This window comes from Altererythrobacter sp. KTW20L (assembly GCF_023501975.1).
In the GTDB taxonomy this organism is placed as follows: domain Bacteria; phylum Pseudomonadota; class Alphaproteobacteria; order Sphingomonadales; family Sphingomonadaceae; genus Alteraurantiacibacter.
In genome coordinates this window covers 46443-73261 of sequence record NZ_JAMFLH010000002.1, presented here as the reverse complement: position 1 = coordinate 73261, position 26819 = coordinate 46443, and the positions used below count along the sequence as shown (strand labels likewise).

Below are 26819 nucleotides of genomic sequence, written 5' to 3'. Positions count from 1 at the left end.
AGATTTCCATGGCCGACCGCAAGCAAGACAACCTCGCCCCCGAGAATCACAATTCCGAACAGGATGACGAGCAGGAGCAGACCCAGTCGGTTGCCGAAGAGGCGCTGGGCGGCGTCCAGGGCAGCCCGCTCGACAGCACCAAGCACAAGTCCGAAGCCGACCTGAGCGACGATTCCACGCAGGATATCGTCGATCACATGCGTGACATGGAGCAATCGGGCCGGATCGACTTCGACGCCTTCCGCGGCGAGGACAATCACGATGACAACGAGGACAAGTTCGGTCCCGGATCGAAGGTCGATCCCGATCTACCGTCCGACGGCAGCTAGGCTTCCCCCGCTTCTCGCTTCAGTCGGTAGAGCAGGTCCAGCGCCTCACGCGGGGTGAGGGCATCGACATCAAGGCTGCCCAATTCCTCGCGCAGCGTGTCGTATTCCTCCTCCTGCGCCTGAGCGGCAGCGGCGAACAGCGGCAGGTCGCCAAGGCCCGCTGCCAGCCCGCCGGTTTCGGCGCGGCCCTTTTCCAGCTTGTCGAGCACGGACTTCGCCCGCGCCACGACCGGCGCGGGAACGCCCGCCAGTCGCGCTACTGCAAGGCCATAGCTGCGGTCCGCCGCGCCCTTTGCCAGTTCGTGCAGCAGCACCAGTTCGCCCTTCCATTCGCGCGCGCGAACATGGTGGAGCGAGAGGGCGGGGCAGGTTTCAGCCAGCCGCGCCATTTCGTGGTAATGGGTGGCAAACAGGCAGCGGCTGCGGTTTGTCTCGTGGATCGCCTCGGCCACGGCCCAGGCCAGCGCGAGGCCATCGTAGGTTGATGTTCCGCGCCCGACCTCGTCAAGGATTACGAAACTGCGCTCCCCCGCCTGGGCCAGGATCGCGGCGGTTTCGACCATCTCGACCATGAAGGTGGAGCGGCCGCGCGCCAGGTTGTCCGATGCGCCCACCCGGCTGAACAGGCGATCCACCAGCCCCAGAGTGGCGCTCTGTGCCGGAACGAAGCCGCCCGCCTGGGCCAGCAGCACGATCAGGGCGTTCTGCCGCAGGAAAGTGGACTTGCCGCCCATGTTCGGCCCGCCGACCAGCCACAGCCGGTCCTGCGATGAAAGGGCGCAGTCGTTGGCCACGAACCGCTCGCCCGCTTTCGCCAGCGCCGCCTCGACCACGGGATGGCGTCCGCCAACAATGTCGAGCACCGGCTCCTCGACCACTTCGGGGCGGCACCAGTGGCCTTCTGCCGCCCGCTCGGCCTGCCCTGCCGCCACATCCAGCCGAGCAAGGGCGGCGGCCGTTTCGGCGATGCGGGTGGCGCTCTTGCCGACTTCGGCCACCAGCTCCTCGAAATGGGATTCCTCGGCCGCCAGCGAACGGCCGCCCGCCTCGGCAATGCGGCTGGCTTCCTCGTGCAGTTTCAGCGAGTTGAAGCGCACGGCCCCCGCCATTGTCTGGCGGTGGATGAAGCCGCTGTCGGGCGCCATCAGGGCATCGGCCTTGGCGGCGGGCACTTCGATGAAATAGCCGAGCACGCCGTTGTGGCGGATCTTCAACGCGGCGATGCCGGTCTCCGCCTTGTAACGCGCTTCCATCGCCGCAATCGCCCGCCGGGCATCGCCAGACACTTCGCGCAATTCGTCCAGCGCATGATCGTATCCCGGCGCGATATAGCCGCCCTGGCCGCGTTCGGTCGGCGGTGAGGGGACGAGGGCGCGGGACAAAAGGTCGGTCAGCGCGCCGTGACCCGTCAGTTGTGGCAGCAGCCCGTCGAGCAAGGCGGGGCGATCCTGTCGCGAACCCAGCAGGCCGTGCAGCCGCCGCGCTTCGATCAGGCCATCGCGCACCTGGCCCAGATCGCGCGGCGAACCACGTTCGGCCATTATCCGGCCCAGCGCGCGCCCCAGATCGGGAATGGCGCGCAGTATCCCGCGCAGGTCGGCCCGCAGCAGCGGATCGCGGTGAAACTCGCCCACCAGCGCCAGCCGCCGTTCGATTTCCAGCCGGTCGGTAAGGGGAGAGGACAGGTCTTCAGCCAGCAGTCGCGCGCCCGCACCGGTCACGCAGCGGTCCACTTCGGCCAGCAGCGACCCGGTACGCCCGCCGTTCTGGGCCTGGGTGATTTCGAGGCTGGCCCGCGTGGCTTCGTCCATCGCCATGGTGCCGCCGCTTTGCCGGGCCACTGGCGGCAGCAGCAAGGGCAGCTTGCCGCGACCGGCATGGTCGAGATAGGCCACCAAGCCGCCTGCCGCCGCCAGCATGGCGCGGGTGAAGCTGCCCATGCCATCCAGCGTGGCAACGCCGTGGACGCGCTTCAGTAGCGCTTCGCCTTCATCGCTGGTGAAAGTGCCGCGCGGGCGCGGGATGGCATCGAGGGGCCCGTGCTCCCACCCTTCGGGCACGACCAGTTCGCTGGCGCCGATGCGGGCGAGTACGGCGCCTGCCTGGCCCGCCTCGCATTCCTCCAGCTCCATCCGTCCGGTCGAGATGTCGCAGGCCGCGATCCCGCATTGCCCGCGCACCTCACACAGGGCCGCCAGCACATTGGCGCGGCGGGGTTCGAGCAGGGCTTCCTCTGTCAGCGTCCCGGCGGTGACGAACCGCACAATGCTGCGCGCCACCAATGCCTTGGAAGTGGGCGTGCCTTCGCGCTTGGCGCGTTGCTTGGCCTGTTCGGGCGTTTCGACCTGTTCGGCAATCGCCACCCGGCATCCGGCGCGGATCAGCCGGGCGAGATAGCCTTCGGCCGAATGGACCGGCACGCCGCACATCGGGATCGCCTCGCCGCCGTGATGGCCCCGGCTGGTGAGGGCAATATCGAGCACTCCTGCCGCTATGCGCGCGTCGTCAAAGAACAGCTCGAAGAAATCGCCCATGCGATAGAACAGCAGGCAATCGCCCGCCTCTTCCTTCAGCAGGAGGTACTGCTGCATCATGGGGGTTGCGGGTGCGTTCATGGCTGCGCGGCAGGTAACGGGCAGTAAGGCGATTCGGGAAGGGGCAGAGCGGCTCTTTCCCCTATCGCGCACGGGCAATGGAAGTTAAGGCATTGCCGAACCCTTGGGAGGATCACTTGGCCGAAAAGACGAACGACTTCACCGCGCGCGAGGCGCTGTTCTATCACGAGACAATCCGGCCCGGTAAGATCGAGATCGTCGCCAGCAAGCCGATGGCCACCCAGCGCGACCTCAGCCTCGCCTATTCGCCCGGTGTCGCCGTTCCGGTGAAGGCCATCGCCGAAAACCCCGCCGATGCCTTCCGCTATACCGCCAAGGGCAACCTGGTGGCGGTGATCTCCAACGGCACGGCCATCCTCGGCCTCGGCAACCTCGGCGCGCTCGCCTCCAAGCCGGTGATGGAGGGCAAGGCGGTGCTGTTCAAGCGCTTCGCCGATGTCGATTCGATCGACATCGAACTCGACACCGAAGATCCCGAAGCCTTCATCAATGCCGTGGCGCTGATGGAACCGACATTCGGCGGCATCAACCTGGAAGACATCAAGGCGCCGGAATGCTTCGTGATCGAGCAGGCCCTGCGCGAGCGGATGAAGATCCCGGTCATGCACGATGACCAGCACGGCACTGCGATCATCTCCGCCGCCGGCCTCGTCAACGCCTGTCACCTGACCGGGCGGGATTTCAAGGACGTGAAGGTCGTGGTCAATGGCGCGGGCGCTGCCGCCATCGCATGCACCGCATTGATCAAGGCCATGGGCGTGCGGCACGACAACGTCCTGATGTGCGACCGGTCGGGCGTGATCCATGTGGGCCGCGATGGCGTGGACCAGTGGAAAAGCGCCCACGCGGTCGATACCCCCCGCCGCACACTGGAAGAGGCGCTGGAAGGCGCGGACATTTTCCTCGGCCTATCCGCAGCTGGCGCGCTGAAGCCCGAATGGGTGGCCAAGATGGCCCCCCAGCCGATCATCTTTGCCATGGCCAATCCCGATCCGGAAATCACACCCGACGATGCCAAGCGCGTACGCCCGGATGCCATCGTCGCCACCGGCCGGTCGGACTATCCCAACCAGGTCAACAACGTGCTGGGCTTCCCTTTCATCTTCCGCGGTGCGCTGGATGTGCGGGCGACCGCCATCAACGAGGAAATGAAGATTGCCGCGGCCAAGGCCATTGCCGATCTGGCCCGCCTGCCGGTGCCGGAAGAAGTGGCCGCCGCCTATGGCATCAACCACGTGTTCGGGCATGACTATATCATCCCCGCCCCGTTCGATCCGCGGTTGATGGAGACCGTGTCGGCTGCCGTTGCCAAGGCGGCGATGGACAGCGGCGTGGCGCAGCAGCCGATCGCCGATTTCGATGCCTACCGCCACCAGCTGAAGAGCCGCCTCAACCCGACCACGTCGGTGCTGACCAGCGTCTATGCCCAGGTGAAGGACAATCCCAAGCGGATGATCTTTGCCGAAGCGGAAGAGGAAGTGGTGCTGCGCGCCGCCATTCAGTACCGCGATTTCGGCTATGGCACCCCGGTGCTGGTTGGCCGCACCCAGCCGGTGGTGGAAAAGCTGGTGGAACTGGGCGTGGACGACCCGGACAGTTTCGAAATCCAGAATTCGGTCGATTCGCCGCTGGTGCCCGGCATGGTCGATTACCTCTACGAACGCCTGCAGCGGCGCGGCCATACCGAGCGTGACGTGCGCCGCATGGTCAACCAGGATCGCAACACCTTTGCCAGCCTGCTCTTGGCGCTGGGCCATGGCGATGCGATGATCTCCGGCATCACGCGGCCCTTCGCCCAGACCATGCGCGAAGTCAGCCGGGTGATCGAGCCGAAGAAGGGCCAGATCCCGTTCGGCGTGCACATGATGATCGGCAAGAACTACACCGTGTTCCTGGCTGATACGACGATCAACGAGCGGCCCGATGCCGCTGGCCTGGCCCATATCGCCTGCGAGACCGCGGCGGTCGCCCGGCGGCTGGGGCATGAACCGCGCGTGGCTTTCCTGTCCTATTCCACCTTCGGCAATCCTCCCGGCCGCTGGCTGGAAGGGATCCGCGATGCCGTGGCGATCCTCGATGCCAAGGACCCCGGTTTCGAATACGAAGGCGAGATGGCACCCGATGCCGCGCTCAATCCCAAGGTCATGGGCATGTATCCGTTCAGCCGCCTGTCGGGTCCGGCCAATGTGTTGGTGATGCCGGGGCTGCAATCGGCCAACCTGTCGGCCAAGCTGCTGCGCGAACTGGCTGGCAATGCCACGATCGGCCCGATGCTGATCGGCATGGAGCACCCGGTCCAGATCGCCCCGATGACGGCGAGCGCGCCTGACCTGCTGACCCTGTCGGTGCTGGCTGCTGCGGGAGTGGTTGGCTAGGCTGCCCGCTCAGAAAAAGGCACTGATGGCCAGGCACGTAGCCACGCCGACGATGAGGTTCATCGGCACGCCGACCTTCACGAAGTCCATGAAGCGGTAGTTCGCCGCGCCATAGACAAGCGTGTTGGTCTGGTAGCCGATCGGCGTGGCGAAGCTGGCGCTGGCACCGAACATCACCGCCACGATCAGCTGGCGCGCATCTATCCCCGAGGCCTCAGCAAGTCCGATGGCGATCGGCGTCATGATAACCGCCACGGCATTGTTGGTGACCGTTTCGGTCAGCAAGCTGGTGATGGCATAGACCAGCAGCAGGGTGAAGAATGGTGAACTGCCATTCAGCAGCGGTGCCAGCCACTCGACCATCAGGGTGATCGAGCCGGCATTGTCCAGCCCCCGTCCGAAGGCGAGCATGGCGAAGATCAGCACCAAAGTATTGCCATCGAGGCTCGACCAGGCCTCGTCGGGTTCGAGGCACCGCGTCAAGAGGACGATCCCGACGCCCAGTATCGCCATCAGCTCGATCGGCACGCCGAACACCGATGCTCCGATCACCACGGCGGCCAGGGTCGCCAGGGCCACAGGAGCCATCTGCCGCTTGAACGAGCGGACCGCCGATTCGGACACATGGGTCAACTGCACGTTGGATTGGAGGGCCTCTGCCGCATCTCCTGCAGCCGCAATCAGCAGGCGGTCGCCCGCCCGTACACGCACATCGGACAGGCTAGGACCCGCCAGATTGCGTGGCCGCGACAGGCCTAGCACGCGGACATGCAGGCGCGAGAGGATCGAGATTTCAGTCAGCCGCCTGCCCACGATCGGGTGGCTATCGGAAATCACCGCCTCGACGATCCGCAGGTCGTCTGGCCGTCGCCCGCGCATGGTGACGACACCATCGCCCAGCCCGACCAGCCCGGTCTTGAAATCGATGTCTTCGGCCAGCGATGCCAGCTCTTCGGGAGAGGCCGCGATGATGAAGCTGTCGTCAACTGCCATCACGTGGCTGCCGATTGCATCGCGCTCCCACCCGACGGCGGTCACACGGGCCAGGAACCTGAGACCGGGCCGGTGGAAAAAGCCGGTCTCGTCGAGGCGCCGACCATGCAATTTCGATTCGGGCGCCAGCGTGAGTTGCGACAGGTAGAGATCGCTTTCGCGCTCCTCGTCCATCTTGCGCGGCCCGCGTGATGGCAGGAGCAGGGGACCAAGCAGGCCGATGACCAGCAGGCCGGTAAAAACCGCCACCAGGCCGACGCCGGTGATCTCGAATATGCCGAAGGCTTCCTGCCCGGCTTCCTGCGCCACCCCGTCAACCAGCAGGTTGGTCGAAGTGCCGATCAGGGTCAGCGTGCCGCCCAGGATCGTGAGATAGGACAGGGGGATCAGCAAGCGCGTTGCGGCAACCTGCATGACGCGCGCGAGTCGGCGGACAACGGGGATCATGACGATCACGACCGGCGTATTGTTCATGAAGGCCGAAGCGAGCAATGTGCCGCCCACGATCTCTGCCAGCGCCAGCCGCGGCTTGCGCAGCGTCCGGTGGATCACCCAGCCCGATACGGCTTCCAGCGCCCCCGTGCGCATCAGCGCGCCGGTCAGGATGAACATGGCAGCGATGGTCACCGGCGCGGAATTGCCGAACACATCCAGCATCTCGTCGGGTGACAGGAAGCCCAGTATTACTGCCACGGCCGCTGCCAGGATGGCGATCACCACCGGAGGGCGGCGCTCTGCGGCAAAGGCGATGAATACCAGCAGCAGCAGGGCTACCCCGATTTCGGCCGAATAGTCTGCCAGAAATGCCGCTATCGTCATATCCGGTCTGATCCCCCGAGCGGCGCCAGTAACAATAGGTCGGCACGAGACCCGATATCAGGTCTCGTCCGCTGGCTAACTGCAATCGAAAGCGCTCTCCTGTCCACCAAATCTGCGCTTGCCGGCAGGAAGCATTCCTATCTCGCAATTTGTGCCGGTTAGCGCCGCCGGTAGCGGAAGTACCACACCTCATGCCCGTAAACCGTGCGGGCCTTGTGTTCGTAGCGGGTTTCGGGCCAGCCGGAGGGGCGGACCTGCCAGTTCTGCGGGCCGTCCACCTGCCATTCGAATGTGTCGGTGTGCCGCCGCATCACCATCAGCGCATGGCGCAGATAGACCGCGTGATCGGTGCCGAAACGGAACTCTCCACCTTGCTTGAGCTTTTGTGCAAACATGTTGACCGGCCCGTCGTTCATCATCCGGCGCTTGGCGTGGCGGGCCTTGGGCCAGGGATCGGGGTGGAGCAGGTAGAGCATGGTCAGCGCGCCATCGGGTACGCGGGCCAGCACCTGCAACGCATCGCCGTGGTGGATGCGCACGTTACCCAGCGTGCCATCCCGCACATGGGTCAGCGCCTGGGCCACGCCGTTGACGAAGGGTTCGGCACCGATGAAGCCATGGTCGGGCAATAGGTCCGCCCGGTAGGCCATGTGCTCCCCCCCGCCGAAACCGATCTCGAAATGCAGCGGGCGATCGTCGCCGAACAGCACCCGGCTGGTGATCGGGCCTTCTTCGGGCAGGGAGATGGTTGGCAGGAAATTGTCCACCAGGTCCTGCTGCCCGGCGCGCAGGGTCTTGCCCTGGCTGCGCCCGTAAAGGCGGTTGAGAGTGGTCGGATCACCGGGTTTGTGCGCAGTCATGGGAAGGGGCGCTAGTCGCGGGCGGGGGCACTTGTCCAGCGCCTCCGGTCTGCAAGCCCCGCGCCGCAAGCCTTGAGGTGCAGGGGCAAGAGCGGGTAGGGCACCGCCCATGCTCAATGAACTTGCTACGAACTTCGCCGAACAGGCGCTGTGGGTGCAGTCCCTGATCGGGCTGGCACTGCTGCTCCTGCTCGCCCTGGCGGTCAACTGGCTGCTGAAGCATGTGATCCTGCGCTTTGCCGCGCCGTTCCTCGATACCCGCACGCGGACGGCCGACAGGGCCGCCGCCCGGCTGGCAACAGTCTTCCCGCTGCTGATCGTCTCGCGCGGGATCGAATTTGTGCCTCACCTGCCGGAGGAAGCAATCGCCCTGATTGCCAACCTGGCGCGGGCCTCGATCGTGCTGTCGATCGCCATGGCGATCAGCAAGGGGCTGGATTACGTCGAGGAGCTCTATCGCCGGCGGCCAGAAGCCAACAGTCGGCCGATCAAGGGCTATGTCCAGGTGGTCAAGATCCTGGTCTATTGCACCGCGGTCATCCTGATCATCTCGGTCCTGATCGACCAGTCGCCCCTGCTGCTGCTGTCGGGGCTGGGTGCCATGGCCGCCGTGCTGATGCTGGTGTTCAAGGATACCATCCTGTCGCTGGTGGCATCGGTGCAGCTTTCCAGCAACGACATGCTGCGGGTGGGCGACTGGATCGAGATGCCCGGCATGAATGCCGATGGCGACGTGATCGACATCGCGCTGCACACGGTGAAGGTGCAGAACTTCGACAAGACCATCACCACCATCCCCACCCACATGCTGATCGCCAACAGTTTCCGCAACTGGCGCGGGATGAGCGAGGCGGGCGGGCGGCGGATCATGCGCGCCCTGCCGCTGGACCAGAATTCGGTGCGCTTCCTGACCGACGAGGAGGCGAAAGACCTCTGCCGCTTCCGCTTGCTGGAAGACTACCTCGGCAAAAAGGAAGCCGAGCTGCGCGAATGGAACGCGCGCGAACTGGAAGGCGAGCGGAACCCGGTCAACGCCCGCCGGATCACCAACATCGGCACTTTCCGCGCCTATATCAGCGCCTACCTGAAAGCCCATCCGCGGCTGGCGACGGACAGCTTCACCCTGCTGGTCCGCCAGCTTGACCCGACGCCCGAGGGCCTGCCGTTGCAGATCTACTGCTTCACCAACACCACCAGCTGGGCCGAATATGAAGGCATCCAGGCCGACATCTTCGACCATCTGATCGCCATCCTGCCGGAATTCCACCTGCGCCTGTTCCAGCAGCCGAGCGGGCTCGACCTGGCGCACGGGCTGGGGCAGCGCGTGGTGGAGGGGTTGACCGGAGGAAAGGCGGTTCAACCCTGACGAAAACGGTTGACCCCAATTGGGCGGGGAAGGCGGGGTTTGCCCATGCGGCGACCGGCATCAGTCGCACGGAGGGCGGAACATGGCCTTTCATTGGTCGTTCCGGGAGTCCCCCCAACGATAGGATGCCCCCAATGACTTCCGGCAAGACCACTCTCGAAACGCTGATCGATACGACCTACGATTCGGTAACCGGCTACCGCAAGGCCGCCGAACTGGCGAAATCGCCCCAGCTGCAGCAGGTGCTGATGAGCCAGGCCGACAAGCGCCAGCAGACGCTCGATGTGATGAATCAGGAGCTGGTTCGCCTCGGCGGCGAGCTGGTAACCAAGGGCACGGCGGCGGGCGGCCTCCACCGCTTGTGGCTCAACCTCACCGCCATGTTCGAGAACGGCGATGAAGCCGCTGTCGAACGCGTCGACGAGGGCGAGGAATACCTCGCTGGCAAGTTCGATGCCGCGCTTGAGACCGATAGCCTCGACCCGCAGACCCGTGCGGTGATCGAACGCGGCCGGGCCGAAGTGCGCGAAGGCGAACGCCTGGCCGACCAACTTGAGCGCCAGTACGACAACTAGGCTTGTGAAAACGAACGGGCCGGCCAGTCTTGCGACGGCCGGCCCGGATCGTTCAGGTTATTGGAGGAACGTTCAGGCGGCTTCCATCTCGGTCTCGGCATCGCGCAGCACATAGCCGCGGCCCCAGACGGTCTCGATGTAGTTCTCGCCGCCGCAGGCGCTGGAAAGCTTCTTGCGCAGCTTGCAGATGAACACGTCGATGATCTTGAGTTCGGGCTCGTCCATCCCGCCATAGAGGTGGTTGAGGAACATTTCCTTGGTGAGGGTAGTGCCCTTGCGGAGCGAAAGCAGTTCCAGCATGGCATATTCCTTGCCGGTCAGGTGGACGCGGGCGCCATCGACTTCGACAGTCTTGGCGTCGAGGTTGACCGCCAGTTTGCCGGTACGGATGACCGACTGCGAGTGGCCCTTGGAACGGCGCACAACGGCGTGGATGCGGGCGACCAGTTCATCACGGTGGAACGGCTTGGTGACATAATCGTCGGCACCGAAACCGAACGAACGGATCTTGCTGTCCATTTCCGAAATGCCCGACAGGATGAGCACCGGCGTCTGCACCTTGGCGACGCGCAGTTTCTTAAGCACGTCATAGCCGTGCATGTCGGGCAGGTTCAGGTCGAGCAGGATGATGTCGTAATCATACAGCTTGCCCAGATCGAGGCCTTCCTCGCCCAGATCGGTGGAATAGACGTTGAAGCCTTCGGCCGTGAGCATCAGCTCGATTGCCTTAGCGGTTGTCGGCTCGTCTTCGATCAGCAGCACGCGCATCTGGGTGTCCCCTATAGTCCCTGCGGTAATGTCCCCTTAGGAGAGATTGCCGTGAATTAACCACGCAACTTCTCACCAAAAAAGGTTAATAACAGGTTTATGCGTTAACACTTTTGCACTGAGTCTTTTGAGTCACAGGTCTTTTTTGCCTTGCGAAGGCGCATCCGCGCTTTGGGCGACATGCCAACCGCATTGCCGGTGCCGGGATCGTTCGGCGATCAGCCGAACCATAGGCCGGCCGGCCGCCCGCAGGTGCCCCGCAGCGAAGCGAAGGGATCAGCACCGAGGACCGCGCCCCCGGATGGGGGTGCGGAAAACAGAAGACCTAGCTCACCCCCGCCAGCTTCTTCTGCCTGCGCCGCTGTACGCTGGACCCGATGCCGATAGCCTCGCGATATTTCGCCACGGTGCGGCGGGCCAGGTCGAAGCCTTCCTTCTTCAGCAGGTCGACCAGTGTATCGTCGGACAGGATGTCGCTCGGACCCTCGCTGTCGATCAGGGCCTTGATGCGGGCTTTCACCGTTTCGGCACTGGCGCCTTCGCCGTCGGCCCCGCCGCCCACGCCGCTGGTGAAGAAGTATTTGAGCTCGAACGTGCCGCGCTCGCAATTGAGATATTTGTTGCTGGTCACGCGGCTGACCGTGCTCTCGTGCATCTCGATCGCTTCGGCCACGGTGCGCAGGGTGAGCGGGCGCAGTTCGGACACGCCCTTGCGGAAGAAGCCGTCCTGCTGCTTCACGATTTCGGCGGCGACCTTGAGGATCGTCTTCTGCCGCTGGTCGAGCGCCTTGATCAGCCAGTTGGCATCGGCCAGTTTCTCGCTCAGCCAGCCTTTGGACTGCTTGTCAGTGCAGCCGCCGCGCAGGCTCACATAGTATTTGCGGTTGATGACCAGTTTCGGCAGGGTGGCCTGGTTGATCTGGATGTCCCAGCCGTTACCGGGCGTAGGCGAAATCAGGATATCGGGCACGATCGGCGCCTGTCCGCCGCCGCCGAATTTGAGACCGGGCTTTGGATCATAGCCGCGCAGTTCGGCCAGCATGTCGGCGAAGTCCTCGTCGTCCACATCGCAAATGCGCTTCAACTGGGCGAAGCTGCCCTTGGCCAACAGGTCGAGGTTGGCGATCAGCACCTGCATGCATGGATCGTAGCGGTCCGCTTCCTTCGCCTGCAGGGCGAGGCACTCCCCCAGCGCGCGCGCGCCCACGCCAGTGGGGTCGAGCGACTGCACCAGGTCGAGGGCGGCCTCGGCTTCGGCCATGGCAATGCCGAGATCGAGCGTCACTTCGCGCAAGTGGACCGGCAGGTAGCCTGCCTCGTCCAGCAGGCCGATGATGTGGCGGGCGATGAAGGCGGTGCGGGCATCGGGCGATGCCGGGCCGACCTGCGCCTCCAGGTGATCGGCCAGGCTCGGTGCCTCGCCCCCATGTTCGGATATGTCGGGGCCATCCTCGCCGCCGCCGCCGCCACTGTGGGCCGACCAGTCGCCGGTGTCGCGGTCGCGGTCCAACGTATCGGGATCGATGTCGAGCGGTGCATCGGCTTCGCCTGCCCCTGCCTTGATCAGTTCATCGGCCGTTGGTGCTTCGGGGCTGGCTTCCGCGCCTGGCGATGCCACGACTTCACCATCCTCGCGCCGTACCTCGCCTGCTTCAAGCAGCGGGTTGGCTTCCAGCGCCTCGCCGATGAAGGTTTCAATCTCGAGGTTCGACAGCGCCAGCAGCTTGATCGCCTGCTGCAACTGCGGCGTCATGACCAGCGACTGGGTCTGCCGGAGGTCGAGCCTCGGTCCCAGCGACATGGCCTAGTCCCCCCACCTGCGCATTACAGGGTGAAACTCTCGCCGAGGTACAGCCGCCGCACGGTCTCGTCGGCCACCAGTTCCTGCGGGCTACCGGCGAACAGCACCTGCCCGCCATAGATGATGCAGGCGCGATCGACGATATCGAGCGTTTCGCGCACGTTGTGATCGGTGATCAGCACGCCGATGCCGCGCCGCTTGAGGTCGCGCACCAGTTCGCGGATATCGCTGATCGACAGCGGATCGATCCCGGCGAAGGGTTCGTCCAGCAGCATGATCGAGGGGTTGGCCGCCAGGGCGCGGGCGATCTCGCAGCGGCGGCGTTCACCGCCGGACAGCGCCATGGCCGGACTGTCGCGCAGGCGCGTGATGTGGAATTCCTCCAGCAGCCGCTCCAGTTCGGCCGCGCGCACCTTGGCATCGGGCTCGACCATTTCGAGCACGCAGTTGATGTTCTGTTCCACCGTCATGCCGCGAAAGATGCTGGTTTCCTGCGGCAGGTAGCCAAGGCCGAGGATCGCGCGGCGGTACATCGGCAGGCGGGTGACATCGACGCCGTCCATCAGGATGCGCCCGGAATCGGGCCGCACCAGGCCCATGATCGAATAGAAGCAGGTGGTCTTGCCTGCGCCGTTGGGCCCCAGCAGGCCCAGCACTTCGCCCTTGGCCACCGACAGCGAAATGTCGGTCAGCACGGCGCGCTTGTCATAGCTCTTGGCGATCGAGACGACTTCCAGCCCCTGCCCGTTGATCGGCGGGGATGCGTTGGCCGCAGCCTGTTCCAGCGTGTGCGCCAGTTCAGCCTGGTGATCGGTAGTGGTCTCGTCGAGCGTGGTCATGAGCTGATCTCTAGCACCTTCGGCGCGGCTTTGAAGGGCGATTGGCAAGATTCGTGCATGACAGACATCGCCTGAACCTGTCGCAGGCCCGGTTCAACATATGGTAACCGCACTTGCAGGGAGCAGCGCGAAGTGTAATAAAGTGTAACAAGGCCGTATACAGGCCGGGGACTGGAAGAGGAGTTTGGCGCATGGGCAAGGCGCTTGATCGTACGGAGGGCCGCACGGTTATTCAAGCTTCGCACAAGAGCGATGCGATCGACTGGCGCAAGCGGATGAGCGACAATGTCGCCTTTGCGCTGCTGACCTATACCGGGCTGCAGATCGGCGTGACCATGACGATGCTCAAGGGCTCGAGCGGCTCGATCATGCCCTATTTCGCGCTGGTCCTGCTGATCGCGGCGATCATCCCCGCCGCCCGGCTGTTCGAATCTCGCTGGTCCGAACTATCCGATGCGCAGGCGGCCGAACCGTCGCTCGCCAGCGCCTTCGCGCGCGACCGGCTGGCCCTGTGGCTCAGCGCGCTGGGCCTGCCCTTTGCTCTGGCGGCATTCTTTGCCGGGGTCGAAGCCCTGCTCGGCTGACAAGCAAGCAAGCGAGATTTCCGGCCTTCTCTGGGGGGAGAAGGTAAGGGGCGCGACGGAGCAATCCGCGCGCCCCTTTTCAATTGGTCGGGCCGATCAGGCGGAGGCCTTGGCCTTGTCGGCCTCGTAACGCTCGATCGCTTCCAATGTAATGCGGCGCGCCTCGGACGCATCGCCCCAGGCGCCGATGCGGACCCACTTCTCGGGCTCCAGATCCTTGTAGTGGGTGAAGAAGTGCTCGATCTGCTGGAAGATGATCGACGGCAGGTCCTTGGTTTCGCCCACATCCGAATAATAGGGGAAAGTCGAATCCACCGGCACGCAGATCAGCTTTTCGTCGCCCCCATGCTCGTCTTCCAGGTTGAGCACGCCGATCGGCCGGGCGCGCACCACGCAGCCGGCCATGAACGGCGAACGGGCGATCACCAGCGCGTCCAGCGGATCGCCATCGGGCGACAGGGTATGCGGCACGAAGCCGTAGTTCGCCGGATAGCGCATCGGGGTGTGCAGGATGCGGTCAACGAACAATGCGCCCGACTTCTTGTCGAACTCGTACTTCACCGGTTCGCCGCCGGTCGGCACTTCGATGATCACGTTGAGGTTTTCGGGCGGATTGTCGCCCACCGGAATGAATTCGATACGCATGGATGCAAGCGTCCCTCTTTGCGAGTGTAGGCGGCATCCCCTCCCAAGGTACGCGCCGATAGCGCAGGCGCGCGCGCGATGCCACAGGAATTGCCAGCAGCGGTGGGTGTTTCCGCGAAGTTGCCGAACAGTTGCGGCTTTTGCAGGCGCGGCCTAAACGCCGCTCCCATGAGCAAGATTGAAACCCCGCGCCCGGTGCGCGGAACACAGGATATCTTCGGCGCCGAGGCCGAGGCTTTCGCCTTCGTGGTGGAAACCTTCGAGCGCGTACGCAAGCTGTACCGCTTCCGCCGCATCGAGATGCCGGTGTTCGAGAAGACCGAGGTCTTCGCCCGTTCGCTGGGCGAGACGACCGACGTGGTGTCGAAGGAAATGTATTCGTTCGAGGATAGGGGCGGCGAATCGCTGACCCTGCGCCCTGAATTCACTGCGGGCATTGCGCGCGCCTTCCTCACCGACGGCTGGCAGCAGCACGCGCCGCTGAAAGTGGCCACACACGGTCCGCTGTTCCGCTATGAACGCCCGCAAAAGGGCCGCTATCGCCAGTTCCACCAGCTCGATGCCGAGATCATCGGCGCGGGCGAGCCGCAGGCGGACGTGGAACTGCTCGCCATGGCCGACCAGTTGCTGAAGGAACTGGGCCTTGCAGACGGCGTGACGCTGCAACTGAACACCCTGGGCGATGGCGACAGCCGCGAGGCGTGGCGTTCGGCGCTGGTCGAGCATTTCTCTGCCGTGCGCGGGGAATTGTCCGAGGATTCGCAGGAGCGGCTGGAGAAGAACCCGCTGCGCATCCTCGACAGCAAGGACCCGCGCGACAAGGCCCATGTCGGAACTGCGCCGATGATCGACCAGTTCCTTTCCGCAGAGGCGCGGGACTTCTTCGGCGCGGTCACTTCGGGCCTGGATGCGGCAGGCGTCGCCTGGACCCGCAACCAGGCGCTGGTGCGCGGCCTCGACTATTACCGCCACACCGCGTTCGAATTCGTCACCGACCGGCTGGGCGCGCAAGGCACCGTGCTCGGCGGCGGGCGCTATGACGGGCTGATGGAATCGCTCGGCGGCGCGCCGACCCCGGCGGTCGGCTGGGCTGCGGGGATCGAGCGGCTGGCGATGCTGGTAGGGGATCGGCCAAATCCGGTGCTGGAAGCTGTTGTCCTCGTGGAGCATGAGGACGGACTTGCAGTGGCAAATACACTCCTTGCCGACCTGCGCCGAGGCGGCGTGATTGCCGATATCGTTGCAAGTGGTTCAGTCAAGAAGCGTTATGACAGGGCAGTCAAACTGGGGCCACAGCACATTCTGCGTGTGAACGAGACGGGATATTATGGTATTTCCGGTGAGGGCAGCACGGATCGTATTGTTGCCGCAATCAACCCCTTGCCGTCTCCCCGGGCTTGACCCGGGGTCCCGCTTTTCTTCTCGCGACGGGTCACAAAGAAGCGGGATCCCGGATCAAGTCCGGGATGACGTGGAAATGAGAGCAGTGTTTTGACCATCCCCACCGAACGCCTGGCCCAGATCACCCACCGCTTCGCCGAGCTCGAAGCGCGCATGGCGTCAGGCCAGCTGGAGGGCGAGGCGTTTGTGCAGGCGAGCCGTGACTATGCCGAGCTGGAGCCCGTCGCCCGCGCCGCCATCGCGGTCCAGGCCATGCGCGAGGAAATCGGCAACCTGACGCAAATGCTCGCCGATCCCGAAATGAAGGCCATGGCCGAGGACGAGCTGGCCGATCTCAAGCAGCACCTGCCCGAAGCCGAACACGCGCTTGCCATCGCCATGCTGCCGCGTGACGAGGCCGACAGCCGCAGCGCCATGCTCGAAATCCGCGCGGGCACCGGCGGTGACGAGGCGGCGCTGTTCGCCGGCGACCTCTACCGCATGTACGAACGCTTCGCCGCCAGCCAGGGCTGGAAGGTCGAGCCAGTCAGCCTCAACGCCAGCGAAGTGGGCGGGTTCAAGGAAATCGTCGCGAACATTACCGGCACCAACGTGTTCCAGCGGTTGAAGTTCGAAAGTGGCGTCCACCGCGTCCAGCGCGTGCCTGTGACGGATAGCGGCGGGCGCATCCATACCAGCGCTGCCACCGTGGCCGTCCTGCCCGAACCGACCGAGGTGGACGTCACGATCAACGACGGCGACCTCAAGATCGACATCTACCGGGCGAGTGGAGCCGGCGGCCAGCACGTCAACACCACCGATTCTGCCGTGCGCATCACCCACCTGCCATCGGGCCTGGTGGTGATCTGCCAGGACGAGCGCAGCCAGCACAAGAACAAGGCGAAAGCCATGCAGGTGCTGCGCGCGCGCCTCTATGAAAAGATGCGCGACGAGGCCCAGGGCGAGGAAGCCGCCGCCCGCCGCGCCATGGTCGGCAGCGGCGATCGCTCAGAACGCATCCGTACCTACAACTTCCCGCAAGGCCGCGTGACCGACCACCGCATCGGCCTCACCCTCCACCGGCTGGAAGAAGTCCTCGCCGGGCCGGCACTGGCCGAAGTGATCGACGCACTGACCGCCGAGGACGAAGCCAAGCGCCTGGCCGCAATGGGGCAGTGAATTGAGCATCGCCGAAGCCCTGCGCGTGGCAGCCGGGCGGTTGTCGGCCAGCAGCGATACCGCCCGCCTCGATGCCGAACTGCTGATGGCCCATGCCCTCGGCTGCACCCGCTCGGACCTGTTGCTGCACCACATGGGCGAGGGGGAACCGGAGAGTTTCGCCGCTCTGGTGGACCGCCGGGCGGAGCATGAGCCGGTGGCCTATATCCTCGGCAAACAGGAGTTTCGCGGGCTTGACCTCGCTGTCAATTCCGCCGTCCTCATCCCGCGCTCCGATAGCGAATGCGTGGTCGATGCCGCGCTTGAAGCCTGCCCTGCCGCGCTGGCTGTCCTTGATTGCGGCACCGGCTCGGGCGCGCTGCTGCTGGCCGTATTGCACGAAATGCCTGAAGCGCGAGGGGTGGGCATCGATGCTTCACACGCTGCATTGCACGTGGCGCGGACCAATTCGGTGGCGCTCGATCTGGACGGTCGGGTGCAGATGCTCCAGCGCAACTGGACGCAACCTGGCTGGGACGTGGGCCTGGGCACCTTCGACCTGATTCTCGCCAACCCGCCTTATGTGGAGGACGACGCCCCGCTCGAAGCCAGCGTGCGCGACCATGAACCCTCCAGCGCGCTGTTTGCCGGGCCCGAGGGTCTCGACGACTACCGCGTGCTCATCCCGCAGCTTCCCGCCCTGCTCAACGCCGGTGGCGTGGCGGTGCTGGAAATCGGGGCGAGCCAAGCCGAACCAGTCTCGGCCATCGCGGCGTCCTGCGGCTTTTCAGCAAGTTGCCGCCGCGATCTGGGCGGAAGGCCGCGGGCCTTGATCCTGCGGCAATAATGACATTAGCACTTGGCAAACCTTTTTCGAGTAGCTACCTCAAATCCAGACCAGCGGCGCAAGGCACTTTGCCGGCACAGCGGTCTAACTCCTAAATTTGCTCTGTAAGTGGCGATCAACGTCCTTTGCTTGGCACAGATCGGAGAAGCCACAAGCGCAAGACGCGCTGTGACGAGGGGTCATGCGACCGGGGCGACAATGCCTTGCCGGTCCCAATCAAGGAAACGGATTTCCTTTGAACAACCAACGCAATAACAACAACAACCGTCGGCGTGGCCGCGGTAACAATCGTAGCGGCAACAGCGGCGGCGGGAACCAGGGCAACCGGATCGACAGCCGCGCGCGCGGCAATGCGCCGCAGATGCTGGAGAAATATCGCAAGCTGGCGCAGGAAGCCCAGCTCAACGATGACCGGGTGCAGACCGAATATTACCTGCAGTTCGCCGATCACTACTTCCGCGTCATCGCCGATGGCCGCGCCACCAAGGACGATGGCCGCCCGCAGCAGGGCCGCGAACAGAGTGGCTATGATGGCGACGACGACGATGATCGCGAAGACCAGCAGCAGGGCGAGAGTCGCCGGGAAGAATCCCGCCGTGACGAGCCGCGTCGCGATGAGGGGCGGAACCGCCAGCAACAGCAGCCGCGTCGCAACGAAACTTCGGACGATGATGGCGAGGATCGGGGCGAGAGCAGGGGTGATAATCGCGGCGAGAGCGAGAACCGCTCCGAACAGCGCGAGCCCCGCAGCGAACGCCGTCCGGAACGCCGTCCGCGCAAGGACACGCGCAATGACCAGCAGGCCGAACAACGCGCCGATACTCCTCCCGCCGAAGCCGTGTTCGAGGTTCGGCCCGGTGCCGAGGGTGACGAGGACCAGGGCGACAACCCGTTCTCGGGCAAGCCGCGCCGCAAGACCCGCGCCCGCAAGCCGGTTGATGACGATACAGCAGACAGCGGCGACGCGGGCTTCAATCCCTCGCTGCTCCCGCCCTCGATTGCCCGCAGCAAGAGCGAGCCTGCGGAAGATGCACCCGCTCCGCGTGGTGATGAGGCATCGGACGATAGCGCCGAAAAGCCACGCCGCCGGCTGAAGATGCCGCGCGCCCGCTCGGGCGATGAAGAGGAACTCGCAGCGGTCGATTGATCGCATAGCGCGCGATGGCCGCACTTCCTTCCGCCAGCCCCGTTGCCATCCGCCCTGCCGCGATAAGAGCGCTGCTGCCCGATCCGGCCACGATGCCGCGCCGCGCCGCGCTGGCCTCCCTCGGCCTGGGCGTGGTTGCCGCTACCGGATTCCAGCCCATCGGTCTGTGGCCGCTTGCCCTGCTGGCGATGGGACTGTTTGCCGCCCTGCTCCCCGCCACCCGCAGCTGGAAGCAGGCGCTATGGCTCGGCTGGCTGTTTGGCCTCGGTCATTTCACCCTCGGCAACAGCTGGATCGCGACGGCCTTCACCTACCAGGCGAACATGCCCGCCGTGCTCGGCTGGGCGGCGGTGCCGCTGATCGCGGTCTATCTCGGCATCTATCCCGCGCTGGCCGCCGGGGCCGCGCGAGCAGTTACCCGAGGGGTTCGCGGAACAGCGATGGCGCTGGCCTTTGCCGCCATGTGGATCGTGGCCGAATGGCTGCGGAGCTGGGTCTTCACCGGCTATTCGTGGAACCCCTTTGGAATGGTCCTGCTGGGCCCGATGGACCGGCCCGGCCTTGCTGCGCTGGCGCCATGGATGGGAACCTATGCCCTGTCGGGCCTTGCCGTGCTGCTTGCCGCAGGTTGGGTCGCCGCCCTGCTAGAACGGCGGGTGGTGGCGGGCGTGCTTGGCGGCCTGCTGCTGGTCGCCGGAATGCACTGGCCTGCGGGCGAGGGCGAGGATGGGACGCTGGCGGTCACGCTGGTCCAGCCCGATATCCGCCAGCCGCGCATCAACGATCCGCTGTTCTACGAGGCCAACCTCGTGCGCCTGCTGCAACGTTCGCATCGGCTGGCAGGGCAGGAGGGGCCGCGGCTGGTGTTGTGGCCAGAGTCGGGCATGGCCGACTACCTCGAGGACGGCTATCCGCAACGCTATTATGATCGCACCACAACGCTCGGCAGCCCGGCCTTTGCCCGCGCACTGCTGGCCCGCACCATTGGCCCGGACAGCCTGCTGCTGACCGGTGGCCAGCGGCTGGAGATCAATGACGAGGGTCGGTTGGCGGGCGCTTACAATTCAGTGTTGGCGCTGGGCGACGATGGCGAAATCCGCGCGATCTATTCCAAGGCGCATCTGGTGCCTTACGGCGAATACCTGCCGATGCGCTGGCTGCTCGAACCGCTGGGCCTCAGCCGGCTGGTGCCGGGCGCCGTAGATTTCCTGCCGGGGCCGGGACCGCAGACGCTCGACCTGGGGGACTATGGCCAGGCGGGGATCCAGGTGTGCTACGAGATCATCTTCTCCGGCCAGGTGACCGACCGGGCTGCGCGGCCCGACTATATCTACACCGGGTCGAACGATGGCTGGTTCGGCGCGGCAGGGCCACCGCAGCATTTCGCCCAAAGCCGGATGCGGGCAATCGAGGAAGGGCTGCCGGTCCTGCGCTCCACCACCACCGGCATATCCGGCATCATCGACGCGCGCGGCGTGGTCCGGCACATGCTGCCGATGCACGAGGCGGGCCGCATCGATGCAGTCGTGCCGCCAGCCGCGCCTTCGACGCTGTTTGCCCGCACCGGCAATGCACTTGCCCTTGGCTGGGCTTTCCTGTTCCTGCTTCTCGCTTTTGTTGCAATGCGGCAAAGTCGTCGATAGACCCACTACGCAGTTTACCTCAACACTCCCAAGGGGGCAGCCGACCACCATGCGCGAATCCTATCTCTTCACGTCCGAGAGCGTTTCCGAAGGCCATCCCGACAAGGTTTCGGACCAGATTTCCGATGCCATCGTCGACCTGTTCCTGTCGAAAGATCCCGAAGCGCGCATCGCTTGCGAAACGCTGACGACCACGCAGCTGGTGGTGCTGGCGGGCGAAATCCGCTGCAAGGGCGTCTACGAGAACGGCGCCTGGGCCGATGGCGCCCAGGCCGAGATCGAGGCGACCGTGCGCAAGACGGTCAAGGAAATCGGCTACGAGCAGGACGGCTTCCACTGGGACAAGTTCGAATTCATCAACCGCCTCCACGGCCAGTCGGCGCACATCGCCCAAGGCGTCGATGCGGGCAGCAACAAGGATGAAGGCGCGGGCGACCAGGGCATCATGTTCGGCTATGCCACCGACGAGACGCCCGACCTGATGCCGGCCACGCTGTACTACAGCCACAAGATACTCGAGCGGATGGCGGCCGACCGCCACTCGGGCAAGGCCCCCTTCCTCGAGCCTGACAGCAAGAGCCAGGTGACCCTGAAGTACGAAGGCAGCCTGCCGGTAGCCTGCACTGCGGTGGTCGTCTCCACCCAGCACGCGCCGGGCTATGACGAGGGCGACAAGCAGGCCGAACTCCACGCCTATGTGAAGGCCGTGGTGGCCGACGTGATCCCCCCGGTCCTGCTGCGCGAGACCGAGTATCACATCAACCCCACCGGCTCCTTCGAGATCGGCGGACCCGATGGCGACGCGGGCCTGACCGGCCGCAAGATCATCGTCGATACCTATGGCGGTGCCGCGCCTCACGGCGGCGGTGCCTTCAGCGGCAAGGACCCGACGAAGGTGGACCGCAGCGCGGCCTATATCACCCGCTACCTCGCCAAGAACATTGTCGCGGCCGGCCTTGCCACCCGCTGCACCATCCAGCTGGCCTATGCCATCGGCGTGTCCAAGCCGCTGTCGCTCTATGTCGATACGCATGACACCGGCACCGTGGGCGACGACGCGATCGAAGCCGCGATCATGGGCATCGCCAAGCTGGGCGGCCTGACCCCGCGCGCCATCCGCACGCACCTGGGCCTCAACAAGCCGATCTACCGCAAGAGCGCCGCCTACGGCCACTTTGGCCGCAAGGCCGAAGGCGATCACTTCCCGTGGGAAAAGACCGACCTGGTGGACGACCTCAAGGCTGCCCTGAAGTAACCTGCACAGGCGCCGACCGGGTGGAAGCCAGGTCGGCGCCATAGCGCCGCGCTGCCAGCAGGTAGTGCACCCCGGCCCAGAAATAGAGCGCGCCGGTAATCGCCATGGCTATGGCCAGCCCGCCCACTTCGCCCCGGCTCTCTGCGAAGCTGTCGCTCAACAGGCCAACCAGGATCGGCCCCAGCGCGCTTGCCACGCCATAGACCACGTTGAGCACGGCCGAACAGGTCGCCCGCATGCGCGGATGCATCAGGTTCTGCAGCGCGGCATAGGTGATGCCGAGGTAGCCGAAGTTCAAAAAGGTCGCCACGCTCACCAGCACCAGCAGCGGCACCAGATCGTCCTGCATGATCGCCACGACATAGAGCGGCCCGCCGATCAGCAGGCAGACCGCCGGGATCAGGCCATAGGCGGCGGGGTTCTTCTCGCCCAGCCTGTCCCCCAGCATGCCCTGCATGATGACCGACAGGGCGGCAGGCGCGCTGGCGATCAGCCCGGCATACATCCCGGCCTCGCCCAGCCCCAGGTCGAACTTGCGGATCATCAGCGAGGTGAAGAAGTAATTCACCCCGAAGCCCAGCATGGCGGCAAAGGCCGAAGCGATCACGAACTGGCGCGCCGAGGGCAGGGCGAACAGGCGCTTCAGCACCGCGCTGACCGGCGGCACGGTTTCGTCATCGGCGGCCACGGCATCGTGCGCCCCGCGCCGGGGTTCTGCCACCCACAACCAGGCGACCACGGCGAGCACAATGCCGGGCACGGCGGCGACCAGGAAGGTCTCGCGCCAGCCGAATTCCTGCGCGATCCAGCCGCCCCCCATGAAGCCGATCAGCGCCCCCATGGCCGGTGCCAGCATCAGAACCGAGATCGCCATGCCGCGTTTGTTGGCGGGGAAATAGTCGGAGATCACCGATTGCAGGCTGGGCAGGCCGATCGCCTCGCCCACGCCCACGCCCATGCGGGCAACCAGCAACTGGATCCAGCTTCCCGCCCAGCCGCATAGCGCTGTGGCGACGGACCACGCCAGCGTGCCGAACGAGATCAACGACAGCCGCCGCACCCGCTCCGCCTGCCGCGCCACCACCAGCGCCAGCCCGATATTGAGCACGGTGAACGCCACGCCCATCAGCGAAACCTGGCTGTCCGACAGGCCGAATTCGGTCTTGATCGGCTCGACCAGTACGTTGACCACGATCCGGTCGATGAAGCCGACGGTGCTGATCATGGCCAGCACGATCAGCGCGAACCACGGCGAACTCTTGCGCATGTCCATTGTTGTGAGGCTCTCCACTCCCAGGCTGCAGGTTAGAGCGCAACATCGCGGCGGGTGGAAGCGAAAACAGCGGGGGGAGTGGCGGACAAAGGTGACACAAGTGACAGGGTATCACTTTCGTTTGGGGGTATGTTTGTGTTGTTATTCATATGGATGGCGGCGAGCGGACAAAGTGACAGGGGTCCGGGAGAAATCGCCGGCTTGCAGGTGGCTGGCGGGCGCATGGGTGGTCCTTTGACGGGTTGGGGATCGGGCCTGCCATGACGGGCGGGTTGTAGGAAAGGTGTTTGGGCGTGCCCCAACCCAATACGTCATCCTGAACTTGTTTCAGGATCCATTCCTCCGCCCGCACGGAGCGGGGGCTAGGACGCCAACGGTGCCGCACGGTGACCTGCCGTTTGCCAACGCTGCGCCTGCTGCCCGATGGATCCTGAAACGAGTTCAGGATGACGGAGCTTCTCTATAGGCAAACGGGATCACGCCTCGCCACGGCACAAGGCCGGGGTGACAGGGGAAGGGGTGAGGTTGAAGTCTGGGAAGGGCGTTGGCTCACCTCTTCGCGCCTTTGCGCCTTTGCGCGAGATTATTGGTCACGCAAAGGCGCGAAGGCGCGAAGGAAAGAAGGGCCTTGCTTACCTCAGCCAGCGCTCCCCGCGATCATGCGCGATCAGCTCTTCAACATCTTCGGCCTCATCAGCCGCCCGTTGAAGCCCGCGGCCCCAGACGAAGCCCGCAGTTCCACCGGCGACAAGGCCGGGAAAGGCGAAGAACAGGGTTCCTTCGCTGATGGTTCTTTCAAGGATGAAACCCAGCAGGCAAGGCACGAGGAATCCGGCGAGTGCGCCCGCGAGGCCATAGACCAGGGGGTCTTCGCATTCGAGTTTGCGGAGGATGAAGCTTGTCGGCAAGCCGATCACAACCATTCCGATGGCGACGCAGATGGTCCCGATGATCCACGCAATAAGGCCAACGAACCCGGCAGCGGTGACGGCCAGAAGCAGCTCGTCCACCACCAACGGGAAAAACAGCATTGCCATGTAGCAACCCGCAGTGGCGAGGCCGCCCCACAGGATTGCGCTTGCCAGTCCGTCTCTGTTGTCTTCCATTGGAACTTCCATCATTCGCGCATCGGGCGAGCCGCAGCCCGCCCCCTGCGCTGCCAAGCCTATCCGTTCAGCACCGCAGCCTCGCGCAGCCAGCGGCCCACCTTGCGGCCGAACTTCGCGATCAGGTGCATGTTGAAGAAGTGCCACAGGCCCAGCACCAGCACGGCAAGGCCGACCTTGGTGGCAACGAAGCGGATTGCTTCGGGCGCGGTTTGCGGTTCGCGGCCCAGTTGCAGCGCCAGCAGGATGAAGCCGATGTTGACGAGGTAGAACCCCGTCACCAGCAGGTGGTTGGTGCTGCGCGCCAGCTTCTCGTCATGGCCGAAGCAGTCGATCAGGAAGATCTCGCCATTGGTGCGCAGCGTGCGGGCAACCCACACGGTCATGCCCAGGGCTGCGGCGAGATAGGTGGCATAGCTCAGTTCGATCAGCATCGTGTCCTCCTGTTATTTCGGTAAAAACAGAAACTCATGGTCGCGGGTGTGCCTTGGCGGGGTTGTCTCCTTTGCGGCTGCTAGTTGGGGTTACCCTTGCCTGGGATCAGGCGCGCCACGCGGCCGCCCAGCTTCATCAGGGTGACGAGGGTAGATTTGGGCAGGCGGCGGACATCGTCGTACCAGTGGGCCAGCGTGCCGATGAACTGGTGCATCCGGCCGATCCGTTCCTTCACATGGGCAGGCACGTCGTCGCGCTGCTCCAGCTTGGCGGCCAGCTCGGCCAGGACGGCGATGGTCGGATCGATCTCGCGCTTCTTGCGCTCGGCGCTGATGCGCATCAGCATGTCCCACAGGTCCAGTTCGGCAACGAAATGGTCGCGCCGGTCGCCTGCCACGTGCTGGCGGCGGACGATGCCATAACCCTGCAATTCCTTGAGCGCAGTCGAGACATTGGAGCGGGCGAGGCCCAGCGTATCGCAGATCTCCTCGGCATGGAGCGGGCGATCCGACAGGTAGAGCAGGGCATGGACCTGGCTGACCGAGCGGTTCACTCCCCAATGGCTACCCATCTCTCCCCAGTGGAGGATGAAGGCCTGGGCCTCGGGGATATCGGTGAGTCGCATCGTTTATCCTATTTCTGTAATTTCAGAAATAAGCGGTGGAAGCACGACTGTCAAGCGGCTCGGCTTAGTCCTTGCGAAAGGTACTGAACTGGAATTTCTGGACCATGCCGCCGGGTGTCACATGGTCATGTCGCAATTCGGACAGCAGGGTGAAGCCGGGGCCGAGGATGGCTGACAGGCTATGCCCGTCGTGCCGCATGACCGGCAGGCCCGAACACCGCTCCAGCCCGTCCGGGGCGAAAGTGCCGATGATGGCAATGCCGCCGGGCGCAAGACCCTTGGCGACTGCTGCGGCATAGTGCGCCTGGTCCTCGGGCCGGGTGAGGAAATGGAACACCGCGCGATCGTGCCATAGGTCGTATTGGCGATCGGGCTGCCAGGCGGCGATATCCGCCACGATCCAGCGCACCCGTCCTGCCGCTTCACCCATCCGTTGCCGCGCCACATCAAGCGCGGCGGCTGACAGGTCGAGGCAGGCAACATCAGTAAAGCCCAGGTCCAGCAAGGCTTCGGGCATGCGCGATCCACCGCCGCCGATATCGATCGCCGCTCCGCGTGCTGGCGCTGCCCGGGTGATCAGACTGACCGACAGGGCCGGGCTATCCTCGAACCAGCTCACACTGTCATCGGCCTTGGTGGTGTAGACATCTTCCCAGTGGGACTTGCGATCTTCGGTCATGTTTTGCTTCCCATCCGGTAATCCGCCACAATCGAACCCGCCGCCGCCAGTTCCGCCTCGTGGCTTTCCTCGCGCCACGGCTCCTGCAAGGCCGCCGCTTCCCATTCCAGCATGGCCGGGTGAGCGAGCACGTGATCGACCCAGGCCTGCCCGCGTCCGACATCGAGGCCATAGGTCCGCACCCGGAAGGCAACCGGTGCATAGAAGGCGTCCACTGCGGTGAAGTCCGGCCCGGCCAGCCACGGCCCGCCGAAACGGTCCAGCCCTTCCTCGAACAGCTCGCGGATACGCGCCACGTCGCGCGCCAGGGCGGCGTCGTGCGGTGCCATCCTGACCCGCACGCCGACATTCATCGTGCACTGGTTGCGCAGGGCCGCAAACCCGCCGTGCATCTCTGTCACCGCACACATGGCAAAGGCGCGGGCGTCCTCGTCCTGCGGCCAGATGCTGTCGTCGCGGTCGGCCAGGTAGAGCACGATGCCGAGCGAATCCCACACGGTGCGGTCCCCTTGCGCGTCCTCATCGATCAGCACCGGCACCTGTCCGGTGGGCGAGAAGGCGCGGAACTCGGCCCAGTTGGCGGGCTTGGCGAACAGCTCGATACGGTCCTCGAACGGAATGCCCAGGACCTTCATCAGCAGCCAGGGCCTGAGGCTCCAGCTCGAATAGTTGCGGTTGGCGGTGAGGAGGGTGAGGGCCATG

General features: G+C 64.9%; 24 protein-coding genes. 11 read left to right on the top strand and 13 right to left on the bottom strand.

The features are described 5' to 3' along the window. Nucleotides 1-8 precede the first annotated feature (8 nt). Nucleotides 9-329 carry a hypothetical protein gene (locus M3P36_RS01840; protein ID WP_249699444.1) on the top strand — a complete coding sequence of 107 codons (321 nt, stop codon included), beginning with the start codon at nt 9-11 and terminating at the stop codon, nt 327-329. Here M3P36_RS01840 and mutS read toward each other — a convergent pair. Then, a complete protein-coding gene (gene mutS / locus M3P36_RS01835; RefSeq protein WP_249699442.1) occupies nt 326-2944 on the bottom strand; it encodes a DNA mismatch repair protein MutS in 2619 nt (872 codons plus the stop codon). The two genes, M3P36_RS01840 and mutS, sit on opposite strands and share 4 nt — an antisense overlap. A 116-nt stretch (nt 2945-3060) precedes the next feature. Between mutS and M3P36_RS01830 the strand changes: the two genes are divergently transcribed. Continuing rightward, on the top strand, nt 3061-5319 hold the full coding sequence (locus M3P36_RS01830; protein WP_249699428.1) for an NADP-dependent malic enzyme: 2259 nt from the start codon (nt 3061-3063) through the stop codon (nt 5317-5319). Nucleotides 5320-5328: 9 nt separating this feature from the next. On the opposite strand, the gene M3P36_RS01825 is transcribed toward M3P36_RS01830, so the two are convergent. Together M3P36_RS01825 and trmB are read right to left on the bottom strand one after the other, a co-directional pair. After that, nucleotides 5329-7131, bottom strand: a complete 1803-nt coding sequence (locus tag M3P36_RS01825; RefSeq protein ID WP_249699426.1) for an SLC13 family permease — start codon at nt 7129-7131, stop codon at nt 5329-5331. A 158-nt stretch (nt 7132-7289) separates the two neighbouring features. Beyond that, nucleotides 7290-7991, bottom strand: a complete 702-nt coding sequence (gene trmB / locus M3P36_RS01820) for a tRNA (guanine(46)-N(7))-methyltransferase TrmB (RefSeq protein ID WP_249699423.1) — start codon at nt 7989-7991, stop codon at nt 7290-7292. A 109-nt stretch (nt 7992-8100) separates the two neighbouring features. Here trmB and M3P36_RS01815 point away from each other — a divergent pair, with 109 nt between their 5' ends. Both M3P36_RS01815 and M3P36_RS01810 read left to right on the top strand, forming a co-directional pair. Then, on the top strand, nt 8101-9357 hold the full coding sequence (locus M3P36_RS01815) for a mechanosensitive ion channel family protein (protein ID WP_249699421.1): 1257 nt from the start codon (nt 8101-8103) through the stop codon (nt 9355-9357). Nucleotides 9358-9491: 134 nt separating this feature from the next. Then, nucleotides 9492-9932, top strand: a complete 441-nt coding sequence (locus M3P36_RS01810) for a ferritin-like domain-containing protein (protein WP_249699419.1) — start codon at nt 9492-9494, stop codon at nt 9930-9932. Nucleotides 9933-10004: 72 nt separating this feature from the next. Here M3P36_RS01810 and ctrA read toward each other — a convergent pair whose 3' ends face one another. The 3 genes from ctrA to lptB form a co-directional block, all read right to left on the bottom strand. Beyond that, entirely contained in the window at nt 10005-10700 is a 696-nt protein-coding gene (ctrA, locus tag M3P36_RS01805; protein WP_249699417.1) for a response regulator transcription factor CtrA, read from the bottom strand. A 325-nt stretch (nt 10701-11025) separates the two neighbouring features. Beyond that, a complete protein-coding gene (rpoN, locus tag M3P36_RS01800; RefSeq protein WP_249699414.1) occupies nt 11026-12501 on the bottom strand; it encodes an RNA polymerase factor sigma-54 in 1476 nt (491 codons plus the stop codon). Nucleotides 12502-12524: 23 nt separating this feature from the next. Then, nucleotides 12525-13340 carry an LPS export ABC transporter ATP-binding protein gene (gene lptB, locus M3P36_RS01795; protein ID WP_249699404.1) on the bottom strand — a complete coding sequence of 272 codons (816 nt, stop codon included), beginning with the start codon at nt 13338-13340 and terminating at the stop codon, nt 12525-12527. Nucleotides 13341-13531: 191 nt separating this feature from the next. Between lptB and M3P36_RS01790 the strand changes: the two genes are divergently transcribed. Then, nucleotides 13532-13924, top strand: a complete 393-nt coding sequence (locus M3P36_RS01790; RefSeq protein WP_249699394.1) for a hypothetical protein — start codon at nt 13532-13534, stop codon at nt 13922-13924. 96 nt (nt 13925-14020) lie between these two features. Here the strand turns inward: M3P36_RS01790 and ppa are convergent, their stop codons facing one another. Beyond that, on the bottom strand, nt 14021-14569 hold the full coding sequence (ppa, locus tag M3P36_RS01785; protein ID WP_249699392.1) for an inorganic diphosphatase: 549 nt from the start codon (nt 14567-14569) through the stop codon (nt 14021-14023). A gap of 168 nt (nt 14570-14737) precedes the next feature. On the opposite strand from ppa, the gene hisS reads away from it, so the two are divergent. From hisS to metK, 6 genes are all read left to right on the top strand, one after another. Further along, complete coding sequence (gene hisS / locus M3P36_RS01780; protein ID WP_249699383.1) at nt 14738-15970, top strand: histidine--tRNA ligase; 1233 nt, start codon at nt 14738-14740, stop codon at nt 15968-15970. A 90-nt stretch (nt 15971-16060) separates the two neighbouring features. Then, nucleotides 16061-17128 carry a peptide chain release factor 1 gene (gene prfA / locus M3P36_RS01775; protein WP_249699372.1) on the top strand — a complete coding sequence of 356 codons (1068 nt, stop codon included), beginning with the start codon at nt 16061-16063 and terminating at the stop codon, nt 17126-17128. A 1-nt stretch (nt 17129) separates the two neighbouring features. Then, a complete protein-coding gene (gene prmC / locus M3P36_RS01770; RefSeq protein ID WP_249699360.1) occupies nt 17130-17954 on the top strand; it encodes a peptide chain release factor N(5)-glutamine methyltransferase in 825 nt (274 codons plus the stop codon). A gap of 235 nt (nt 17955-18189) precedes the next feature. After that, a complete protein-coding gene (locus M3P36_RS01765; protein ID WP_249699349.1) occupies nt 18190-19101 on the top strand; it encodes a DUF4167 domain-containing protein in 912 nt (303 codons plus the stop codon). A 14-nt stretch (nt 19102-19115) separates the two neighbouring features. Beyond that, entirely contained in the window at nt 19116-20744 is a 1629-nt protein-coding gene (lnt, locus tag M3P36_RS01760; protein WP_249699347.1) for an apolipoprotein N-acyltransferase, read from the top strand. A gap of 49 nt (nt 20745-20793) precedes the next feature. After that, nucleotides 20794-21999: a methionine adenosyltransferase gene (gene metK, locus M3P36_RS01755; protein WP_249699336.1), complete on the top strand. Its 1206-nt coding sequence runs from the start codon at nt 20794-20796 to the stop codon at nt 21997-21999. Here the strand turns inward: metK and M3P36_RS01750 are convergent. The 6 genes from M3P36_RS01750 to M3P36_RS01725 form a co-directional block, all read right to left on the bottom strand. Next, nucleotides 21980-23266: a spinster family MFS transporter gene (locus tag M3P36_RS01750; protein WP_249699327.1), complete on the bottom strand. Its 1287-nt coding sequence runs from the start codon at nt 23264-23266 to the stop codon at nt 21980-21982. The two genes, metK and M3P36_RS01750, sit on opposite strands and share 20 nt — an antisense overlap. A 638-nt stretch (nt 23267-23904) precedes the next feature. Further along, nucleotides 23905-24378 carry a hypothetical protein gene (locus tag M3P36_RS01745; RefSeq protein WP_249699324.1) on the bottom strand — a complete coding sequence of 158 codons (474 nt, stop codon included), beginning with the start codon at nt 24376-24378 and terminating at the stop codon, nt 23905-23907. 59 nt (nt 24379-24437) lie between these two features. Next, complete coding sequence (locus M3P36_RS01740) at nt 24438-24812, bottom strand: hypothetical protein (protein ID WP_249699323.1); 375 nt, start codon at nt 24810-24812, stop codon at nt 24438-24440. An 80-nt stretch (nt 24813-24892) separates the two neighbouring features. Continuing rightward, the gene (locus tag M3P36_RS01735) at nt 24893-25438 is read right to left on the bottom strand and encodes a GbsR/MarR family transcriptional regulator (RefSeq protein WP_249699321.1); all 546 of its coding nucleotides are present in this window, start codon (nt 25436-25438) and stop codon (nt 24893-24895) included. Nucleotides 25439-25502: 64 nt separating this feature from the next. Next, a complete protein-coding gene (locus M3P36_RS01730) occupies nt 25503-26117 on the bottom strand; it encodes a class I SAM-dependent methyltransferase (protein WP_249699314.1) in 615 nt (204 codons plus the stop codon). Then, nucleotides 26114-26818: a glutathione S-transferase family protein gene (locus M3P36_RS01725; protein ID WP_249699312.1), complete on the bottom strand. Its 705-nt coding sequence runs from the start codon at nt 26816-26818 to the stop codon at nt 26114-26116. Before M3P36_RS01725 ends, M3P36_RS01730 begins: the two co-directional genes overlap by 4 nt. Nucleotide 26819: the final 1 nt, after the last annotated feature.

Bases quoted from the DNA above. Each gene is read 5' to 3' on its own strand.
- M3P36_RS01840 (WP_249699444.1), top strand. From the start codon at position 9: ATGGCCGACCGCAAGCAAGACAACCTCGCCCCCGAGAATCACAATTCC.
- M3P36_RS01750 (WP_249699327.1), bottom strand. From the start codon at position 23,266: ATGCGCAAGAGTTCGCCGTGGTTCGCGCTGATCGTGCTGGCCATGATC.
- ppa (WP_249699392.1), bottom strand. From the start codon at position 14,569: ATGCGTATCGAATTCATTCCGGTGGGCGACAATCCGCCCGAAAACCTC.
- M3P36_RS01725 (WP_249699312.1), bottom strand. From the start codon at position 26,818: ATGGCCCTCACCCTCCTCACCGCCAACCGCAACTATTCGAGCTGGAGC.
- lptB (WP_249699404.1), bottom strand. From the start codon at position 13,340: ATGACCACGCTCGACGAGACCACTACCGATCACCAGGCTGAACTGGCG.
- M3P36_RS01745 (WP_249699324.1), bottom strand. From the start codon at position 24,378: ATGGAAGACAACAGAGACGGACTGGCAAGCGCAATCCTGTGGGGCGGC.
- M3P36_RS01740 (WP_249699323.1), bottom strand. From the start codon at position 24,812: ATGCTGATCGAACTGAGCTATGCCACCTATCTCGCCGCAGCCCTGGGC.
- M3P36_RS01790 (WP_249699394.1), top strand. From the start codon at position 13,532: ATGGGCAAGGCGCTTGATCGTACGGAGGGCCGCACGGTTATTCAAGCT.
- M3P36_RS01815 (WP_249699421.1), top strand. From the start codon at position 8,101: ATGCTCAATGAACTTGCTACGAACTTCGCCGAACAGGCGCTGTGGGTG.
- M3P36_RS01810 (WP_249699419.1), top strand. From the start codon at position 9,492: ATGACTTCCGGCAAGACCACTCTCGAAACGCTGATCGATACGACCTAC.
- metK (WP_249699336.1), top strand. From the start codon at position 20,794: ATGCGCGAATCCTATCTCTTCACGTCCGAGAGCGTTTCCGAAGGCCAT.
- M3P36_RS01730 (WP_249699314.1), bottom strand. From the start codon at position 26,117: ATGACCGAAGATCGCAAGTCCCACTGGGAAGATGTCTACACCACCAAG.
- ctrA (WP_249699417.1), bottom strand. From the start codon at position 10,700: ATGCGCGTGCTGCTGATCGAAGACGAGCCGACAACCGCTAAGGCAATC.
- trmB (WP_249699423.1), bottom strand. From the start codon at position 7,991: ATGACTGCGCACAAACCCGGTGATCCGACCACTCTCAACCGCCTTTAC.
- rpoN (WP_249699414.1), bottom strand. From the start codon at position 12,501: ATGTCGCTGGGACCGAGGCTCGACCTCCGGCAGACCCAGTCGCTGGTC.
- mutS (WP_249699442.1), bottom strand. From the start codon at position 2,944: ATGAACGCACCCGCAACCCCCATGATGCAGCAGTACCTCCTGCTGAAG.
- hisS (WP_249699383.1), top strand. From the start codon at position 14,738: ATGAGCAAGATTGAAACCCCGCGCCCGGTGCGCGGAACACAGGATATC.
- M3P36_RS01825 (WP_249699426.1), bottom strand. From the start codon at position 7,131: ATGACGATAGCGGCATTTCTGGCAGACTATTCGGCCGAAATCGGGGTA.
- lnt (WP_249699347.1), top strand. From the start codon at position 19,116: ATGGCCGCACTTCCTTCCGCCAGCCCCGTTGCCATCCGCCCTGCCGCG.
- M3P36_RS01735 (WP_249699321.1), bottom strand. From the start codon at position 25,438: ATGCGACTCACCGATATCCCCGAGGCCCAGGCCTTCATCCTCCACTGG.